17 protein-coding genes are annotated in these 18,421 nt (G+C 36.2%); 8 read left to right on the top strand and 9 right to left on the bottom strand.

Going from position 1 to position 18,421, the window contains the following annotated elements:
• Positions 1-212: 212 nt before the first annotated feature.
• The 3 genes from BBH99_RS08335 (at position 213) to BBH99_RS08325 (ending at position 3,715) form a co-directional block, all read left to right on the top strand.
• On the top strand, positions 213-1,412 hold the full coding sequence (locus tag BBH99_RS08335) for an endonuclease/exonuclease/phosphatase family protein (RefSeq protein ID WP_066694541.1): 1,200 nt from the start codon (positions 213-215) through the stop codon (positions 1,410-1,412).
• 49 nt (positions 1,413-1,461) lie between these two features.
• Positions 1,462-1,884: a DUF6146 family protein gene (locus BBH99_RS08330; protein WP_066694538.1), complete on the top strand. Its 423-nt coding sequence runs from the start codon at positions 1,462-1,464 to the stop codon at positions 1,882-1,884.
• Positions 1,885-2,215: 331 nt separating this feature from the next.
• Positions 2,216-3,715, top strand: coding sequence for a T9SS type A sorting domain-containing protein (locus BBH99_RS08325; protein WP_066694536.1), 1,500 nt, complete (start codon positions 2,216-2,218; stop codon positions 3,713-3,715).
• A 69-nt stretch (positions 3,716-3,784) separates the two neighbouring features.
• Here BBH99_RS08325 and BBH99_RS08320 read toward each other — a convergent pair whose 3' ends face one another.
• Together BBH99_RS08320 and rho are read right to left on the bottom strand one after the other, a co-directional pair.
• Complete coding sequence (locus BBH99_RS08320) at positions 3,785-4,381, bottom strand: superoxide dismutase (protein WP_066694528.1); 597 nt, start codon at positions 4,379-4,381, stop codon at positions 3,785-3,787.
• Between the two features lie 202 nt (positions 4,382-4,583).
• Positions 4,584-6,398 (bottom strand): transcription termination factor Rho, encoded by a 1,815-nt coding sequence (rho, locus tag BBH99_RS08315; protein ID WP_066694526.1) that lies wholly within the window; start codon positions 6,396-6,398, stop codon positions 4,584-4,586.
• A gap of 144 nt (positions 6,399-6,542) precedes the next feature.
• Here rho and BBH99_RS08310 point away from each other — a divergent pair, with 144 nt between their 5' ends.
• The 4 genes from BBH99_RS08310 (at position 6,543) to BBH99_RS08295 (ending at position 10,475) form a co-directional block, all read left to right on the top strand.
• Entirely contained in the window at positions 6,543-6,932 is a 390-nt protein-coding gene (locus BBH99_RS08310) for a DUF4293 family protein (protein WP_066694524.1), read from the top strand.
• Positions 6,933-7,107: 175 nt separating this feature from the next.
• On the top strand, positions 7,108-8,031 hold the full coding sequence (locus tag BBH99_RS08305) for a M28 family peptidase (protein ID WP_066694517.1): 924 nt from the start codon (positions 7,108-7,110) through the stop codon (positions 8,029-8,031).
• Positions 8,032-8,262: 231 nt separating this feature from the next.
• Positions 8,263-10,101, top strand: coding sequence for an ABC transporter ATP-binding protein (locus BBH99_RS08300; RefSeq protein WP_066694510.1), 1,839 nt, complete (start codon positions 8,263-8,265; stop codon positions 10,099-10,101).
• 23 nt (positions 10,102-10,124) lie between these two features.
• Entirely contained in the window at positions 10,125-10,475 is a 351-nt protein-coding gene (locus tag BBH99_RS08295; protein ID WP_066694508.1) for a DUF1801 domain-containing protein, read from the top strand.
• Positions 10,476-10,646: 171 nt separating this feature from the next.
• Here BBH99_RS08295 and BBH99_RS08290 read toward each other — a convergent pair whose 3' ends face one another.
• The 5 genes from BBH99_RS08290 to rsfS form a co-directional block, all read right to left on the bottom strand.
• Entirely contained in the window at positions 10,647-11,300 is a 654-nt protein-coding gene (locus tag BBH99_RS08290) for a phosphatidylserine decarboxylase family protein (RefSeq protein ID WP_066694506.1), read from the bottom strand.
• 4 nt (positions 11,301-11,304) lie between these two features.
• Positions 11,305-12,177 (bottom strand): phosphatidate cytidylyltransferase, encoded by an 873-nt coding sequence (locus BBH99_RS08285; protein WP_066694504.1) that lies wholly within the window; start codon positions 12,175-12,177, stop codon positions 11,305-11,307.
• Between the two features lie 24 nt (positions 12,178-12,201).
• Positions 12,202-12,783, bottom strand: a complete 582-nt coding sequence (locus BBH99_RS08280) for an LUD domain-containing protein (RefSeq protein WP_066694499.1) — start codon at positions 12,781-12,783, stop codon at positions 12,202-12,204.
• 135 nt (positions 12,784-12,918) lie between these two features.
• Positions 12,919-14,937, bottom strand: coding sequence for an ATP-dependent zinc metalloprotease FtsH (ftsH, locus tag BBH99_RS08275; RefSeq protein WP_066694496.1), 2,019 nt, complete (start codon positions 14,935-14,937; stop codon positions 12,919-12,921).
• A 21-nt stretch (positions 14,938-14,958) separates the two neighbouring features.
• Entirely contained in the window at positions 14,959-15,324 is a 366-nt protein-coding gene (rsfS, locus tag BBH99_RS08270) for a ribosome silencing factor (RefSeq protein ID WP_065400154.1), read from the bottom strand.
• A gap of 87 nt (positions 15,325-15,411) precedes the next feature.
• Here rsfS and BBH99_RS08265 point away from each other — a divergent pair, with 87 nt between their 5' ends.
• Positions 15,412-16,128, top strand: a complete 717-nt coding sequence (locus BBH99_RS08265) for a biotin--[acetyl-CoA-carboxylase] ligase (protein WP_066694493.1) — start codon at positions 15,412-15,414, stop codon at positions 16,126-16,128.
• Here the strand turns inward: BBH99_RS08265 and BBH99_RS08260 are convergent.
• Both BBH99_RS08260 and tgt read right to left on the bottom strand, forming a co-directional pair.
• Positions 16,122-17,234 carry an LptF/LptG family permease gene (locus BBH99_RS08260; protein ID WP_066694490.1) on the bottom strand — a complete coding sequence of 371 codons (1,113 nt, stop codon included), beginning with the start codon at positions 17,232-17,234 and terminating at the stop codon, positions 16,122-16,124. The genes BBH99_RS08265 and BBH99_RS08260 overlap by 7 nt on opposite strands.
• 6 nt (positions 17,235-17,240) lie before the next feature.
• Positions 17,241-18,371 carry a tRNA guanosine(34) transglycosylase Tgt gene (gene tgt, locus BBH99_RS08255; RefSeq protein ID WP_002982698.1) on the bottom strand — a complete coding sequence of 377 codons (1,131 nt, stop codon included), beginning with the start codon at positions 18,369-18,371 and terminating at the stop codon, positions 17,241-17,243.
• Between the last annotated feature and the right edge of the window lie 50 nt (positions 18,372-18,421).

Raw genomic sequence — 18,421 nt, 5'->3', positions numbered from 1 at the left:
ATTTTTAATCCCAAACAAACCGCATATTTTTTATCATTATATAAATAATAAACGGCAATTCACAATATCAAAATATCGAATGATAATGCATTTATTTCATACTTTCTATCTCAACCTTAATCTTTTATTAAATTAACCTCAGATTATTTTACTCTTTATTCTTATATAAAATTAGTAATTTTACCCCCTTAATTTTTGAATATACTAAGAATATGAAAAAATATTTAATCATCGCCGCCCTATTTTGCTTTGGTTCTGCTTTCTCACAACAGAGGCAGGTAAAGAGAGCTGCTGTCGCATTCCTGAATGTTGAAAACCTTTGGGACACTATTCCTTCTGCAGATTATATTGATGGAACCTTACCGCGTTCCAACCCTAAATTCCACAGAAGTGTTCCCGTAGATTCTCTAAAATATCTTGAAACAACAGAAGACTATAAAGGGGAATGGAGTGATGATCTATTAATTGGTAAGAAAGTGATCAGAAAACAATTCTTATCTGAAGATTTCACAGCCAACAGCCCAAAAAGATGGGGAACAAAATATTATAACCAAAAACTGGCTAATGAAGCTAAGGTTATTTCCGAATTAGGAAGACAATATACCAATGACAATCCTGCAATCTGTGGATTGATTGAGGTGGAAAACAGACAGGTAATTGAAGACCTTATCAAACAGCCGGCTTTAGCAAAAAGCAATTACGGAATTGTACACTTTAACTCTTATGATGCAAGAGGAATTGATGTAGCTATTATTTATCAGAAAGGAAGATTCTCTGTTTTAGATTCTTATAAAAAAGAAATTAAAATCTATGATGAGAATGGAAAAAGAGAATACACCAGAGATATTGTAGTAGCTATCGGATTATTGGATGGAGAAAAGGTAGGACTCTTTATGAACCACTGGCCGTCCAGAAGAGGTGGAGAAGCAATTTCCCTTGCTAAAAGAAATACCGCAGCCACTGTATTGAAAGAAGAAATGGATAAGGTAACTGCTGAAAACCCTGGTATTAAATTATTCTCCATGGGAGACTATAATGATGATCCGGTAAGCCCAAGTTTGAAAAAGCACCTGGCTGCCGTGGGTGATCCAAACGAATTATCAGACAAAACTCCTTATTATAACTTAATGTATAAATTATATAAGGCAGGGGTTGCTTCTCTTGCTTACAGAGATGCCCCTAACTTGTTTGACCAGATTATTGTTTCAAGAAACCTTTATTCTCCTGAAAAAATTACTCCTACTTATACCATTTTTAAAGCTGAAATTTATGCTCCAGCTTACCTGGTAAACAAAGAAGGACAATGGAAAGGATATCCTTTACGTTCCTGGGATGGTGACCGATTCACTGGCGGATATAGTGACCACTTCCCTGCGGTTTCCGTCATTCAGAAAGAATATATTAAAAAATAATACAGAAAGGCACTCTTATTGGAGTGCTTTTTTGATAAATAACAGAGTCATGAAAAAATTTATCCTAATATTATTTATTGCCCTCATTCCTTTCAGCTGTCTTTCCCAACAGACCCCTTCTAAAAAGGATAAAGAGCAGAATGAAATGAAACCATCTAAAAATGATGATGGAGAATGGGACCTAACGGTTATTGACACTGAATTTGATTATTTTCTCAATGCCATAGCCAAACCCATCAGTCAATATTCAGAATCTTTTCTTAAAGCAAAGAATACATTTCTTGTCAATGAATGGAACAGCTATTATAGTTCCGGAAAATACAGGAATATTATAGAGTCCGGAATAGACTATGATCCCAGAGAAAACTATGGGATAAAGTTTGAATACAAGCTTTACCAGGTATTTGCATATGTAAGTTGGAAGTATGGCTTAAAAATGAATGGCTTGTCCGCAAGTGACGCGAGAAGATAAATCTCACCTATTCCATTCAAATGAAATTGAAATAAGTTAATAAAAATATTATTTTTAATAGAAAAACATAAATAAATACTACAATTATTTAATTATATAAAATAATTTTAATATTTCGCTCAGGTTTTAATATATTTGTATATCACTGAATTTTGATATTTCAGTATCTATTCACCCAAACAAAATTAAAACCATGAAAAAAACATCTTGCACTGCATGCTTTTCAGCCATGCCATGTTCTATCTTGCAGACATTTGGCTCTGTAAACCTCGAATTATCGGATAAGGAATTTAATCAATTCTCAAATTAACAATGCTAAAATCAATGAAATATGAGAAATACTATTAAACTTATCCTGTTTTCAATTTTATTATCTTGGAAACCCCTCTACTCCCAAGCAGGAAGTGATATCATTTTCTGTCTGGATAACAGTGGCTCTATAAGTGATGTAGCCTTTAATCAAATGACAGTTTCTACTATGAAACTCATGGAACAGGTTTTAAAATGTAATCGTGATAATCGGGTTGCTGTAGTACATTATGGAACAGACTATAAGGATATGACTCCTTCTCTTCCAAGAATATATATAGAATCTAATTTCACGAATGACCTGGCCACCGCCCAAACGTTCTCAAGAAGATTAAAGAATGGCGATCATTTTCATGATGCTGTTAACTTAATAGGATCTGCTCTAGACCACTATCCTCACCCTGATATTGTGAGTCCACAAAAGACATTAGATAAACATCGTGATAGACCATTAGTGATTGTCTTGTTCTCTGATGCTGAAAGAGCCAATGGTAACCTGAGCAGCGGCTCTTATCTGGTTAACTTCAATCCTCCTAATGGATTGCATGAAGATAATGCTTTTGTTGCCTTTACAAAGTTTAAAATGGATAGAAATGCAAAATTTATTGTGGTACATGTAAGTGATTATTCATATTATATAGAAGCTGCAGCCAGTATTGCAAGCCGAGGAGGTTCATATAACGGGCCTATTGAGCAATACAATGACGATCCTGATCATAATCTGCTTCCAAGATTTTATCTTAATAAGACAAATTTCGCGTTAACAACCACAGAAATAGCAGAACTTAGCAACAGCATCTGCAAAATGAACACGGCTTATGTTGACTTCACTTATCAGACCCGCTCGTGTAAAACACCTACAGGCTTTCCAATACAGGTAAATGGAAACTATGCCATTCCACAAGGAGCAAGCATTGTAAACTTTCAGATATCACTTTTGGATATAGCAACAAGTACAATGTATCCAACCTCTGCAACGGTTAATTTCCCTAATCCTAATGAATTTGAATTTACCATCAATCAGGCAGATCTTACCAACCCACCTTCAGGGCAATATAAATTTATTATTGAGCTTGTTTATTCCTTGGGAGGTAATAATGATGGGGTTCATGCTGAAAACAGCATCAATTCTCCATATGATTTTATGTACTGTGAAAATCTGCGTACCAACACAACCATTTCCAGCCCTGCAGCTAAGTTCACTAAACCAAAAGATAAAGAATACCATATAGATCTTAATGCAGATCCTAACAACACGAAATCTATGCTTAAAGAAAAAGTTCAGCAGAAAAACATCCAGATTTCACCGAATCCTAACAATGGGGTATTTATGGTATTACTTGACAAAGTACGCTCAGGATCATTACACGTTAATGACATCAATGGTAAAGTTGTTTTTGAAAAGACTTTTAACAATGAAAAAGAAATAGCCGTTGATATTCATTCATTACCATCGAATATTTACATGATAAAAGTAAATTCAGGTAACGAAGTGTTCACACAGAAAATGATAAAAAGATAAATCTTACCATTTCACATTAAAAAAAGGTTCAGAAATTTCTGAACCTTTTATTTTTATAATAGATGAAAATTATTTGTTGAATAATTCTTCTACTTTATCCCAGTTTACAACATCAAAGAATGCAGAAACATAGTCAGGTCTTCTGTTTTGGTAGTTTAAGTAGTAAGCGTGCTCCCAAACATCCAATCCTAAAACCGGAGTTCCTTTAACGTCTGCAACAGGCATTAATGGGTTATCCTGGTTTGGAGTTGAAGATACAGATACAGATCCGTCAGCATTTTTTACTAACCAAGCCCATCCTGAACCAAATCTTGTTTTAGCAGCTTCAGAGAAATCGGTTTTGAATTTTTCAAGACCACCATAGTTTTCAATAGCAGCTTTTACATTTCCTACCGGCTCTTTGCTTCCTCCAGGAGTTAAGATTTCCCAGAATAAAGAGTGGTTGAAGTGTCCTCCTCCGTTGTTTCTTACAGCTGGCTTATCAGTTCCTGTCTTGCAGATTTCTTCAATAGTTTTTCCTGCCAGATCAGTTCCTTCAATGGCTTTATTTAAATTGTCAATATACGCCTGATGGTGCTTTGTATAGTGGATTTCCATAGTTCTTGCATCGATCGTAGGCTCTAATGCATCGTATGCATATCCTAATTTTGGTAATTCAAATGACATAATCTTTATTTTTAATGTTATACTTCAAAATTAGCCAATATTTAAGGTATTATCAAAGATTGGGGATTACTTTAATAAATCTTTAACATTGATATATTGATTTAGAATGAATTAAATTTCTAAATATTTTTTTATTTGCAAATTAGTAAACTAAAAAGCACGAATCCTAAGACCCGTGCTTTCTATTTAACAATAATTAAATTTATTTATTCATAGACATCAGGAATTCCTCATTGTTAAGAGTTCCTTTAATGTTCTTATCTACAAATTCCATAGCTTCTACAGGATTCATTTCAGAAAGGTATTTTCTTAAAATCCACATTCTCTGTGAAGTTACTTCATCCAAAAGAAGATCGTCTCTACGCGTGCTGGATGCTACAAGATCTATAGCAGGATAAATTCTTCTGTTAGCAATTTTTCGGTCTAACTGAAGTTCCATATTACCCGTACCTTTAAATTCTTCAAAGATTACTTCGTCCATCTTAGAACCTGTATCAATTAATGCAGTGGCAATAATTGTAAGAGATCCTCCACCTTCAATTTTTCTTGCTGCTCCGAAGAATCTTTTCGGCCTGTGAAGTGCATTGGCATCTACCCCTCCGGAAAGTACCTTACCTGATGCCGGAGTTACCGTATTGTAAGCTCTTGCCAATCTGGTAATAGAGTCTAACAGAATCACAACATCATGCCCACACTCTACCATTCTCTGAGCTTTTGCCAAAACCAGGTTAGCCACTTTTACGTGTTTTTCAGCTGCTTCATCAAATGTAGAGGCAATTACTTCTGCATTTACGCTTCTTTCCATATCAGTAACCTCTTCCGGACGTTCATCAATCAGAAGAACCATCATATATACTTCCGGGTGGTTAGCGGCAATAGAATTAGCAATATCTTTAAGCAACATGGTCTTACCGGTTTTCGGCTGTGCAACAATCATTGCTCTCTGTCCCTTACCAATAGGTGCGAATAGATCAACAATTCTTGTAGACACGGTAGAACCGCTTCCTGCAAGGTTGAATTTTTCTTCAGGGAAAAGCGGAGTAAGATATTCAAAAGCAACACGGTCTTTGATGAATGCAAGATCACGTCCGTTAACTTCTGTAGGTCTTAATAATGAAAAATATTTTTCACCTTCTTTCGGCAATCTTACAATTCCTTTAACGGTATCTCCGGTTTTTAAACCGAAATTTCTGATCTGTGCCGTAGAAACATACACATCATCAGGAGAAGAGATATAACTAAAGTCTGAAGAACGTAAAAATCCGTAATTGTCAGGTAAAATTTCCAACACCCCTTCAATGCTTACCATTCCGTCGAAATTAAATTCCTTCTTATGGTCTTGCTGTTCCTCAGCCTTTTCAGAATGTCTGTTCTGATTTTGGTTAGGATTCTGGTGCTGGTTTTGATTTTTATGTTGGTTTCCACTGTTCTGTGGATGGTTGTGTCCTTTTTGAGGTCTGTTAGCCTGCTGTTGTTGAGGGTTATGAGGCTTTTCTTCCGCCTGTGCAGGCTCTTGAGATTCTGTGTTTTTAGGAGCTTCTGTTTTCTCCTGAGAGGTTTCTGTATTCCCTGTACCGGTAGAAACTCTTTTTCTTTTTTTCTTAGCTGGATTAGCTGCAGATGCTTCTTCGTTGGCTGTTGCTACTACTGTTTCAGTTTTAGCTTCTTCTGCTTTTATTTCTTCTGCAACCGGCGTTGTTTCTTCTACTTTTTCCTCTACTTTTGGTTCTGCCGGAGCTTTTGCAGTTGCCTTAGGTTTTGCCTGGGCTTTCTTTGGAGCAGCTTTTTTTACAGGAGCTTTTGCAGTTTTTTCTGCTGGAGCTTCTTCAGTATTGGCGCTGATTTCCGTGGCGTTGAAATAATCTTTTGCTACTTTAGGATTGGATGCCTGAAAGTCAAGAATTGCAAAGATTTTGTCATTTTCATTGCTGTTTCTTGCAACTTTAACGCCCAAATCCTTTAAGATTTTAGTCAGTTCCGTTACGGATTTTGACCTTAACGTTTCTATGTTAAACATATTTAATGTAAAAATGTAATTAATTGTGAGTAAGAAAAGTAAGTCCGGTGACTTTGGTTTTCAAGTACATTGTATAATGCAAATCTACACTTATTTTTGAATTGTGCAAAATTTATATTATTTTTGCCAAGAATTTAATATTCAATGCTACAGAGAATACAAACTATATGGACTTTATTAGCAGTTTTAGCTGCTGTTTTCCTTTTTATAACAGGACAGGATGTTGTGATTTCAGACAACATTCCTGTACTTAATATAGGATGTATTATCCTTGTTATTATTGGCTCATTAAGTATTTTTAGTTTCAAAAACAGAAAAAGACAAATTTTGCTGAATACAATCAGCATCATTATAAACGCTTTGTTGATTGGTGTATTGGTGTACTGGCTGCTAAGCTTATCCGGAGGAATTCAGTTTCCTGAGAAGGGTATTGAGCCGATTTTCCCATTAATAGCGGTAATATGTCTGCTTATTGCAAATGTATATATCCGTAAAGATGAGAGGCTCGTGAAATCTGTAGACAGACTTCGATAACCTTACAACGATTTTTTGAGTAAGAACAGTTCCTTTAGGAGCTGTTTTTTTATTTATACCTATCTGTATTTTGTTATTCTGTACAGTAATCCGCTCAGCTCAATTAATTTATGTAACTTCCCTGCAACATTTTAATATAAAAGGCGACAGATCCTATAACTTTTAATTAAAGACTATGAAAAAGCTAACGTATCTTACTTTATCACTATTCTCTATATCTGTTTTTGCACAGGAAATTTCAAAAGAAAGGGTAAAAACTGTTATTTCCACTTTAGCATCTGATGAAATGAAGGGACGTGAAATCGGAACTCCAGAAAATGAAAATGCAGCTAACTATATTGCTACTCTTTTCAAAGAAAACAACCTTAAATACTGTACAGGAAATTCTTACCTGGTTCCTTTTGTCTATAAGGGTAAAACAGCTTACAATGTTTGTGGTATAAAGAAAGGTAAATCTGATAAAACCCTTGGCTTTTCAGGACATTTTGATCATATCGGTACAAACAGTAAAAGTGGCGATAATATTTATAATGGCGCTGATGATGATGCCAGCGGAATTACTACACTGGTTGGTATCGCAGATTATTTTAAAGATAAGGAACCGGAGTTTTCCATGGCTTTTATAGCTTTCAACGGAGAGGAAAAGGGAATGCTTGGTTCCAAAGCGATCTCTGAGGATAAAAATCTTGATAAAATATATAAAAATATGACAGCCCTTTTCAATTTTGAAATGGTTGCTACAGAATCCCAATGGGGAAAAAATGCTTTATATATGACCGGAGATGGTTTTTCAAATCTTGATGAACTCTTTAATACCTATGCGGCAAATGGGTTAAAAATCAATGCTGATCCCTATGCAGAACAGCAATTGTTTTATCGTTCAGATAACGTCAGCTTTGTAAAGAAGAAGATCATTGCTCATTCATTTTCAACGGTTGATATGACTAAAGCTACTCACTATCACCAAGTAAATGATGATATCAGTATTGTGGATGTAGATAATATGACCCAAATCATCAACAACTTTGGAAAGACATTGGAGAAATTAAATCCTAAAAACTTTGCTCCCCAATATAACGACCAGGTAAATTTCAACTAATTTTAACCTTCATACAACAACCGCCTATTTGGCGGTTTTATTTTGATTTTATCTGAAAATCTGCTGTTTTTACCTTTCAGATTCTGTAGTATTCCTTACTTCTTTTTCACTTTATTTCAGCATGTTGTAACAAAAACCTTTATTTTGAAACTTATCCATTAAAGTAAAACGGGATTAAGAACGTCTTATCTTCTAATTTTACGTAATTTTGCTATCCAAATTTTTCATTGAATGAATGAGTATAAAAAAATTCTGAGGTTCGCCAAGCCTCATCAAAAATATATCTACGGAAGTTTATTTTTCAATATTCTGTATTCTTTATTTCAGATTGCTTCCCTGGGGACTATTTTACCGGTTTTAGGAATGCTTTTCGGCACCATTAAACCTGAAAAGTATGAAACACCACCTGTTTACTCCGGTGAATTTCTAGATTTCTTCACTTATATAAAAGAATATTCCAACTATTATATCCAGACTTTAGTAAGTGTTCACGGTTCGTTAACTGTTCTTGCGTGGCTTTGTATCGTCACTGCCTTTATGTTCTTTTTAAGAAATGCCTTCCGATATTTCGGGTCTTTATTACTCATCAACTATCGTGTAGGGGTTACCAAAGACCTTCGTGGAGCCATGTACAGAAAAATACTTTCTTTACCGGTATCCTTTTTTACAGAAAGCAGAAAGGGAGATATGATGTCCCGTATGTCTAATGACGTAGGTGATGTTGAAGGAAATATTTTAGGGAGCTTAATAGAGCTTATCAATGCTCCTTTCATGTTAATCAGTACATTGGTTACTTTATTCTTCCTGAGTGCTGAAATGACGCTTTTCTCCCTGCTGGTACTTCCTGTTATGGGAACTATGATTGCATTAATCGGGAAAAGTCTTAAGAAAGATTCTCATGAGGCACAGCATGAACTGGGAACCATATTTTCTATTGTTGATGAAACTTTAAAATCTTCAAAGGTTATTAAAATATTTAATGCCGAAAAGATTATGGACAACCGTTTCATGAAATCTATGAACAAATGGATTTCAAGTTCTATCAATTTGGGTAAAAAGAAAGAATTGGCATCTCCAATGAGCGAATTCTTAGGTTCTATTACCTTTTTGATTATTGCATGGTATGGAGGGAAGCAGATTATTGTAGAACAAAGCATATCCCCTGCGGACTTCCTTGTATTTCTGGGAATGTTCTTCCAGATTCTTCCTCCTGCGAAGAGTTTATCAACCTCTATTTCCAATGTACAGAAAGGAGAAGCTTCTTTGAAAAGAGTATTGGAAATCCTTGATGCAGATGTGAAAATTGAAGAAATTGCAGAGCCGGTTTCGATCTCAACACTGAACAGAAATATTGAATTCAAAAATATTGGATTCTATTATGATAAAGCCAATCTGATCCTTAAAAACTTTGATCTGACGATTCCTAAAGGAAAAACCGTTGCTTTGGTAGGACAAAGTGGAAGTGGAAAAACAACCATTGCCAACCTTTTAGCAAGATTCTATGATGTTTCTGAAGGACAAATTCTTATTGATGGTGTAGATATCAAACATTTGAAATTACAGGAATACCGCCAGCTTCTGGGAATGGTAACCCAGGAATCTGTATTATTCAATGATACCGTTTACAATAACATTCTGATGGGTAAGCCTGATGCCACCAGAGAAGAAGTAATTGCAGCTGCTAAGATTGCAAATGCAGATACATTCATTACGGGGCTTTCTGAAGGCTATGATACCAATATCGGAGATGATGGAAATAAACTTTCCGGAGGACAAAAACAAAGAGTTTCCATTGCAAGAGCTGTATTGAAAAATCCACCGATCATGATTCTGGATGAAGCAACTTCAGCTTTAGATACAGAGTCTGAAAGATTTGTACAGGATGCTTTGGAAAAAATGATGGAGAACAGAACTTCCCTCGTGATCGCCCACAGACTTTCCACCATCCAAAAAGCAGACTGGATTGTAGTTATGGAGAAAGGAACCATCATAGAACAGGGAACCCACCATGACCTTATCGCTAAGAAAGGAATGTACAACAAGCTTGTTGAACTTCAAAACTTTGACTAATTATTTTTAAATCATCATAAAAAATGAATCCTATACAAGAGTATTTCTACAGAATCGAAGAGCCTGAAAGAAGTACTCTTCTTTTTTTACGGGAAACCATTCTGGCTTCAGATCCTGAAAATATCACAGAAACTTTCAGCTTTGGGCTTCCGTTTATCAAATACAAAAAGAAAATGCTGTGCTATTTTTATTACAGCAAAAAATATAAAAAACACTACCTGAGTTTTTATCATGGTGACAAACTGGATTATCCGGAACTTACACAGGATGGAAGGAAGAAGTTTAAGATCCTTTTAATTGATGCTGAAGAGGATTTGCCAGTAGAGTTTATATTGAGCTTATTAGACGAAATAAAGCCATATATTAAAGCTTGAGACTGATCTGAATTAAAGAATCAGACACAATATAAATAACAAAGTAGGACCGGGGTATATCCTCGGTTTTTTATTAGTGATATTCCGTTCAACCTATTTGTATCATTTGTGTTTAGAAACAAAAAAGACCGCCCTTTTCAGAACAGTCTTCAGTATGATGATTTATAAATCTTAATCTTTCAATTTAGCGATGACATCTAAACCTCCTTTGGTAATGTCTCCGATCTTGCAGATGATTTCTGTATCTAAAGGCAGGAATACGTCCATTCTTGACCCGAATTTAATAAATCCGAACTCATGCCCGGCTTTAGCCTGATCTCCTTCATTACAGTAGAATACGATCCTTCTGGCTACATATCCTGCAATTTGTCTGAAAACTACTTTATGATTGGTTTCAGTTTCAACAGCTACGGTTGTTCTTTCATTCTCTGTAGATGACTTTTCATGCCAAGCTACCAGATATTTACCCGGATGGTATTTTTTATAGATCACTTTTCCGCTTACCGGATATCTGCAGATGTGTACGTTCAATGGAGACATGAAGATAGAAACCTGAATGGCCTTTCCTTTAATGAATTCATTTTCTTCCACTTCTTTGATCATTACCACTTTTCCGTCTACCGGAGCTATTACATTCTCTCTATGGTCAAGAATGGTACGGTCCGGAACTCTGAAAAACCAGAATATAAGACAGTAAATGACCAATAAAGGTGCGATGATCAACAAAGACCATATTTTAAGGAAATAGATGGCTAAAGCTCCCAATACCAGAAAAAGTATTGTAGCAACCGTAATTGTTCCTTTTGATTCTCTATGCAATTTCATGAGACTAAATAAATTTTTCTAAAATAAAGTACAAATATACGACAGGAACGCAGATAATAAAACTATCCAGCCTATCTAATACTCCACCGTGCCCAGGAATAATGTTTCCACTGTCTTTTACCCCGAAGTTTCTCTTCAGTTGGCTTTCCACCAAATCTCCCAGTGGAGCAAAGGCAGCCACCAAAAATCCGACAAACATCCAGTTTCCTCTCAGCTCAGGTTGATAGTGTTCAACAAAATAAGACAGCACCAACGTCAGAACAACTCCTCCAATATAGCCTTCCCATGTTTTTTTAGGAGAAATTTTAGGAGCCATTTTATGTTTTCCGAAGAATTTTCCTACCAGATAAGCGAAAGTATCACTACTCCAGATCAGGATAAAAAGAAATAGAACTTCAAGTGAAAAACTGTCACTATAGCTGGAGAACTTAGGCAGTCCTAATGCAAAACTGAACGGTAAGGCCACGTAAATGACCGTAAAAATCAATTTCCCGCTGTCAAAGTATAATTCATTAGGAAACTTAAATAAAGTAACCACAGCAATCCCAATAAGGGCAAGAGCTAATATCTCACTCAATCTGAAATCAAAAAAGAAATCATGATGGAAGTATCTTTTGGAAAAAATATAAAATATGAAAATGACCAATGGATATACAACCCATTTTTCATATCCTTTACCAAACTTCATAATCTTCACACACTCCCATGTTCCTACAACCAGTAAAAGACTTATCAACCCATAATAAAGATATTGTTGCTGAATAAGGCCAGGAAAAACACTGTTGATAAGTTGCGCCCCTAGCGGAGTCGAACAAAGAATGATAATGGCTACATAAACGAGACCTGAAATGGTTCTTTGAATGAGGTTTTTGTCCAAAATTTAAAATTTAGTAGTGGGTGCTTAATCTTCAAGCAGCAATAAAAACAGTTTTGTATTGGAATTGGAAGAACTGTCCATTTTAGACTGGCTTCCGCTGATGGAAGTAAGGTTCTTGATGTTTCCGTTTCTTTTTATTTTACCCATAGCATCATTCAGGTTGTTTACAATCTGTGAAACATTGGCAATGATGATAATTCTATCGGGTAGCCTTGAAGAATGATAATGAAGAATATTATTGTGTGAAAGCATAATTCTGCCATCATAGGCAATCAGATATTCGCAAGTGATGAATGCGGCATCATTGGATGGCTGCAATTCTGAAGTGTAAGGAGATTTTACAACATTTAAAAAATTCTGAAGTTCCTTATCCCAACAGAAAAGGTTGTTAATACCTTCTATTTTGATAATTTGATTTAAAGTTTGTAGAGCCTCCGCTTCATCTGCACAATAATTAAAAAATCCCCCTGAATGCGTAAATAATTGCGCAAACTTGTAGTCGAGATCCGCATTTTTCAGCGAATCCCCAAGCTTCTCCAGGCTCTGTTTTTCCTCTTCTTCAGGCTGGTTGGTAAGTTTGCTTACAATCCTCTTGAATAAATTCAACTTAATCTATTTTTAGTCAACTTTATACAAAAATAGAAAATAAATTACAATAGAATCCAAAATATCTCTTTAAATATGAAAAAACCTGACAATTTTAAATTTGTCAGGTTTTATATTTCTAATTTTTAAAGGATTTTAAAGCTGTGTTGGGCTTTCTGGAGCCTGTATTTCGCTTTCCTCTTCTTTTTCTTTAATCTGAGGGGTTTCCAATACTTCCGGCTGATCTTTTTCAGGAATGGTATTGGTAACCGGTTTCTCTGTTAATTCAGGATCCCATGCTCTTTTACCGAATATTTCCTCTAAGTCTTCGCGGAAGATCACTTCTTTTTCTAAAAGCTTATTGGCAAGAGCATCCAGCTTATCTTTATTTTCTGTAAGAATTCTAATCGCTCTTTCGTATTGATTTTCGATAATTGATTTGATCTCTGCATCAATCTTAGTTGCTGTTTCTTCAGAATATGGTTTTCCGAATGAATATTCAGACTGGCCTGAGCTGTCATAATAAGAAATGTTACCGATATTCGGGCTTAATCCGTAGATCGTTACCATTGCCTGTGCTCTCTTCGTTACTGTTTCAAGATCAGAAAGTGCTCCTGTTGAAATATTATTGAAGATCACCTGCTCAGCCGCTCTACCTCCTAGAGTTGCACACATTTCATCCAACATCTGTTCAGTAGTGGTAAGCTGTCTTTCTTCCGGAAGATACCAAGCTGCCCCTAATGAACGTCCTCTTGGAACGATCGTCACTTTTAAAAGTGGTGAAGCGTGCTCTACCAACCATGAAATCGTTGCGTGACCTGCTTCGTGGTAAGCTACTCTTCTCTTTTCAGAAGGTTTGATCGCTTTATTTTTCTTCTCAAGACCTCCGATAATTCTGTCTACAGCATCAAGGAAGTCCTGTTTTGTTACTGAAGTATGATTATTTCTTGCCGCAATAAGGGCTGCTTCATTACAAACGTTCGCAATATCCGCTCCACTGAATCCAGGGGTTTGCTTAGCAAGGAATTCTCGGTCTACATCACCATCAAGCTTGATCTTTTTCAGGTGAACGTCAAAGATCTGTCTTCTTTCGTGAAGTTCAGGAAGGTCTACGTAGATAGAACGGTCAAAACGTCCTGCTCTCATCAAAGCTTTATCCAGGATATCTGCTCTGTTGGTTGCAGCCATTACGATAACATTCGTATCTGTTCCGAAACCATCCATTTCAGTAAGAAGCTGGTTCAGGGTATTTTCTCTTTCGTCGTTTCCACCAGAGAAGTTATTTTTTCCTCTTGCACGTCCGATAGCATCAATCTCATCGATAAAGATAATCGCCGGAGATTTGGCTTTAGCCTGAGCAAAAAGATCTCTTACTCTCGAAGCTCCTACTCCAACAAACATTTCCACAAAATCAGATCCTGAAAGAGAGAAGAAAGGAACTTTAGCTTCCCCTGCAACAGCTTTTGCCAATAAGGTTTTACCTGTTCCCGGAGGGCCTACCAATAGTACACCTTTAGGAATTTTACCTCCCAATTTTGTATATTTTTCAGAATTTTTCAGGAAATCTACTACTTCCTGTACTTCTTCTTTAGCACCTTCTAACCCTGCAACATCTTTAAATGTTACCTGAATTCTTTCTTTTTCGTCGAAAAGCTTAGCTTTAGATTTTCCGATGGAGAAGATCTGTCCGCCAGGGCCTCCGCCGCCACCCATCTTTCTAAAAAGAAGGAAATAGAATAATCCCAGAATAGCAATCCAGATTAATGCTGAGATAAGAATATCTGTGAAAGGGCTTTTTCCTGTTCCGTAATCTTTAGCTGTTTTAATAGCCGGATTCGTTGCCTTGATCTGTTCAAATTTCTGAAGGAAAAGTTGAAGATCTCCATATTTCACAGAATAATCTGCTTTTGGAGCCATATCTAAAGCTGAAAAAGGATTATTTTCCTTTCCGGTTTTAACCATTGCTGACTTTGCTTCTTTGGTAAGAAAAACATCAGCTTTCTCTATGTCTTTGTATATAATAATATTTTGGACTTTCCCCGCCTGCATTTCTCTAAAGAAACCATCTTCGTCAATAGTTTTTGCTGTATCTCCGCCAAGGAAGTTGGAACCAAAGAAAAGCAAAAGAGCTATGATTACAATAGGAAAGAACCAATTGAATCCTTTGTTATTCATTTAGACTTTTTAAAATTTTTATTATTCATTTTCAATTCTGGTAATGACTGCGTCACCCCAAAGTTCTTCGATATCGTAATATTCACGTACATCTTTCTGGAAAATGTGAACCACTACCGAAACATAATCTACCAATACCCACATTGCATTTTCTGTACCTTCAACGTGCCAAGGTCTGTCTTTCAGATCGTTTCTTACTTTTTTCTCTACACTTCCAGCTAATGCTGCAACCTGTGTATTCGAGTTACCGCTACATATTACGAACGTTTCCGCTACTGAGTTTTCAATGTTTGAAAGATCAAAGATCATAATATCTTCCCCCTTTACATCTTGAAGTGCTTCAACGATTTTATCTATTAGTGCTTGTTTTTCTGCTGTTTTATTCATTAAAAAATTACTATAATCTGCAAATTTATTGTTTTTTCTTTACTTTAACCTTACTTTTACCCCCTTAATGTCTTAAAGTTTTCTTAAATGAGTCAACTCTTCTATCTGAAAGAATGTTCTTCTACTAATGACGAAATATCAAAGTTTTTACTTTACGAAAATTCAGATTTTATAGGATTGCATACTTTCAATCAAACTAAAGGCCGCGGTCAGTATGGAAATGTCTGGACTCCTACCTCCGGAAAAAACCTGGCTTATACGCTGGCAGTGAATACTCAAAACATCTTGTGCTCCGACTTTATATTCAATTATTATACCGCAATTCTTGTAAGGGATTTCCTTGCCAATTTGGCTGATAATGACGTAAAAATCAAATGGCCGAATGATATTATCCTTAAAGGTAAAAAAATCGTTGGAATTTTGATCGAAAAGAAAAAAATTAATCAAAATAATTATTTCATTATTGGAACCGGAATCAATATCCTTCAGGACAAATTTGAAGAAATATCAAACGCAGGATCGCTCCTGACGCAGACTGGCAAGGAATTCAACCTCGAAGACCTGAGCTTAAATTTTCATGAATTCCTTTCAGAAAAACTAAAAAATATTCCTTCTGACCAGGAGATTCTGGACCGTTTCAATACCAATTTATTCCGCAAAGACGAGATCTCAGTCTTTGAAATTGAAAAAGAGAGACAAAATGGCATCATCCGCAATGCAGATGAAAAAGGTGAACTTTGGATCGAATTGGAAAATGATGGTCTTCGTTCTTTCTACCACAAAGAAATAAAACTCCTTTACTGATTGGCTCTTTTAATATAAAGATAAAGGGTAAGCGGAAGGAACACCAAATTAGGCAGCCACATCGCCAGAGCCGGAGATAAACTTTTATTCTCTGAAACAACTTTTAAAGCTTCAAATGAGAAGACAAAAAGGAAGGCCAGTGAGATCCCGATCGCAAGGTTTATTCCCAAACCTCCTCTCTTTTTTTGAGAAGACAGGGAAAGCGCAAGAAAGGTCAGAATAATAATAGATACAGGCATTGAAGTCCTCTGATGAAGTTCATTCAGATAAGAATTCAGGTTACTGTTTCCTCTGGCTTTTTCTCTTTCTATGAATTTTAAAAGTTCAGGTGTTGTTTTATTTTGTCCTAAAAGCTCATTGGGGAAAAGCTCTTCAGGGGAATGGCTGTAGTTTTTCCTAAGCTCTATTCCATTATTCAGCTTTTCTGTATTGTCTTTATTGATGGTTTTTTCAAGATAATTATTTAAAACAAACTGCTTTTTATTCTGATCCCAATATACTTCACTCGCTTTTAATTCGTACACCATTTTTCTGTGGGTATCGAACTTTTGATATACGAAGCTGGAACCTCTTTTTTCTCTTTTGTTCCAGGAATCTACAAAGATATATTCAGTTCTGCTCAACTGTGAAGAGGCTGGAGCAGTTCCAAGGATTTTTTCTTTATTAGCAGCATTATAAGTATAGGCCTCCAGTTCATTTTTCTTGATATTGGCCCAGGGAAGTACCAAATGATACACCACCAGCGCTATCAATGCAATAAGAATTGAAGTATACAGATAAGGTTTCGAAAACCTGTGAAAACTGGCACCACTACTGATAATAGCCACGATTTCCGTATTATTGGCCATTCTGGATGTGAAATAGATCACGGTGATAAACACCAGAATGGATAGGAATGTTACCACAAGGTTGATGATCCAGAAAGGATAAAAATGAATCAGGAAATACCCAAGATCTAATTTGGGATCAAGAGCTTTTGCATTTTCTATCCTTGGGATCTTCTGCTGAACATCAATAACAAGTACCACTATAGACAATAGTACCAGCATGAAACTAAAAGTTCCAAGGTATTTTTTAATGATATATCTGTCTACAATCTTAAGCATAGGTCTTTACAGTCTTTGTCTAAGAACAGGGACTACAGAATTTTTCCACTCATAGAAGTCTCCTGCTATGATATGCTCTCTTGCTACTTTTACCAGGTCAAGGTAAAACGCAAGATTATGGATGGATGCAATCTGTTTCGCCAGATATTCCTTAGAAACAAACAAGTGACGAAGATACGCTTTTGAATATTCACGGTCTACAAAGCTGGTTCCGAACTCATCCAAAGGCGAGAAATCACGCTTCCATTTTTCGTTTTTAAGATTCATTACCCCTTGCCATGTGAAAAGCATTGCATTTCTGGCATTTCTTGTAGGCATAACGCAATCCATCATATCAATGCCCAATCCGATAGATTCCAGGATATTCCAAGGGGTTCCCACTCCCATCAGGTATCTTGGTTTTTCTTTTGGAAGGATGTCTGTTACTTCATCAGTAATTCTGTACATTTCTTCTTCAGGCTCTCCTACAGAAAGTCCTCCGATGGCATTTCCTTCAGCACCTGCTTCAGAAATTACCTCCGCAGAAATTTTTCTTAAGTCAGAATAGGTAGATCCCTGAACAATTGGGAAAAGTCTTTGCTTATGCCCATATAATTCAGGATTATTATTAGTCCATTCAATACATCTTTTCAGCCAGCGGTGGGTAAGCTCCATGGATGATTTCGCCTGATTATAATCACAAGGATAAGGGGTACATTCATCAAAAGCCATGAAAATATCTGCTCCAATCTGTCTTTGGATTTCCATTGATCTTTCCGGAGAGAACATATGGTAGCTTCCGTCAATATGGGATTTGAATCTTGCTCCTTCTTCTGTCATTTTTCTGTTGCTCGCTAACGAGAACACCTGAAAGCCTCCAGAATCGGTAAGAATAGGAAGGTCCCAGTTCATGAATTTATGCAAACCACCGGCATCCTGCATCGTTTCCATTCCTGGGCGAAGATAAAGGTGGTAAGTATTTCCCAGAATGATCTGAGCTTTAATGTCTTCTTTTAATTCTCTCTGATGAACTGTTTTCACACTTGCAACAGTTCCTACCGGCATAAAAATAGGAGTTTGAATCTTCCCGTGATCTGTAGTAATCTCCCCTGCCCTGGCTTTTCCTTCAGAGGTTTTTTCGATATTAAAAAATTTCATCTGTACACTTTTTTAGCTCGCTGCGATCAGCGATTATCATTGTCCGGGTA

Origin of the sequence: Chryseobacterium contaminans, from assembly GCF_001684955.1 — a bacterium.
Taxonomy (GTDB): domain Bacteria; phylum Bacteroidota; class Bacteroidia; order Flavobacteriales; family Weeksellaceae; genus Chryseobacterium; species Chryseobacterium contaminans.
Note: the sequence above shows the minus strand (reverse complement) of the source record. Positions and strands in the feature narration are given on the sequence as shown.